The organism is Alcaligenes sp. CHO6, assembly GCF_037120595.1.
In the GTDB taxonomy this organism is placed as follows: Bacteria; Pseudomonadota; Gammaproteobacteria; order Burkholderiales; family Burkholderiaceae_B; genus Alcaligenes; species Alcaligenes ammonioxydans.
On record NZ_JBANCI010000011.1, the window covers coordinates 1 to 1,207 of the forward strand.

The 1,207-nt window shown below is 51.9% G+C and carries 1 rRNA gene; it reads right to left on the minus strand.

Annotated features, from left to right (window positions below):
• Positions 1-1,004 (minus strand): 16S ribosomal RNA (locus V6936_RS17260); the annotation flags it as partial.
• Positions 1,005-1,207: the final 203 nt, after the last annotated feature.

Sequence of the window (1,207 nt, forward strand, 5' to 3'; positions counted from 1 at the left end):
TTCCAGACATGTCAAGGGTAGGTAAGGTTTTTCGCGTTGCATCGAATTAATCCACATCATCCACCGCTTGTGCGGGTCCCCGTCAATTCCTTTGAGTTTTAATCTTGCGACCGTACTCCCCAGGCGGTCAACTTCACGCGTTAGCTGCGCTACTAAGGCCTAACGGCCCCAACAGCTAGTTGACATCGTTTAGGGCGTGGACTACCAGGGTATCTAATCCTGTTTGCTCCCCACGCTTTCGTGTCTGAGCGTCAGTATTATCCCAGGGGGCTGCCTTCGCCATCGGTATTCCTCCACATATCTACGCATTTCACTGCTACACGTGGAATTCTACCCCCCTCTGACATACTCTAGCTCGGCAGTTAAAAATGCAGTTCCAAGGTTGAGCCCTGGGATTTCACATCTTTCTTTCCGAACCGCCTACACACGCTTTACGCCCAGTAATTCCGATTAACGCTTGCACCCTACGTATTACCGCGGCTGCTGGCACGTAGTTAGCCGGTGCTTATTCTGCAGATACCGTCAGCAGCATCCCGTATTAGGGGATGCCTTTTCTTCTCTGCCAAAAGTACTTTACAACCCGAAGGCCTTCATCATACACGCGGGATGGCTGGATCAGGGTTTCCCCCATTGTCCAAAATTCCCCACTGCTGCCTCCCGTAGGAGTCTGGGCCGTGTCTCAGTCCCAGTGTGGCTGGTCGTCCTCTCAAACCAGCTACGGATCGTTGCCTTGGTGAGCCTTTACCCCACCAACTAGCTAATCCGATATCGGCCGCTCCAATAGTGAGAGGTCTTGCGATCCCCCCCTTTCCCCCGTAGGGCGTATGCGGTATTAGCCACTCTTTCGAGTAGTTATCCCCCGCTACTGGGCACGTTCCGATATATTACTCACCCGTCCGCCACTCGCCACCAAGAGAGCAAGCTCTCTCGTGCTGCCGTTCGACTTGCATGTGTAAAGCATCCCGCTAGCGTTCAATCTGAGCCAGGATCAAACTCTTCAGTTTAATCTCTGTGGTTGTCCCGTCTTGCGACGAGACCGATTGTGTCTCAAAGAAAAATTCAGAGTTACACAAGGTAATTCTTCATCTTTCGTTTGTGAGCACTTGATACAAACTTGTGGCGATCCCCGAAGGGTTCGACTCGCTCATTCCAAGCGCCCACACTTATCGGCTGTTAATTGTTAAAGAGCAGTGACAGTTGCCTGTCG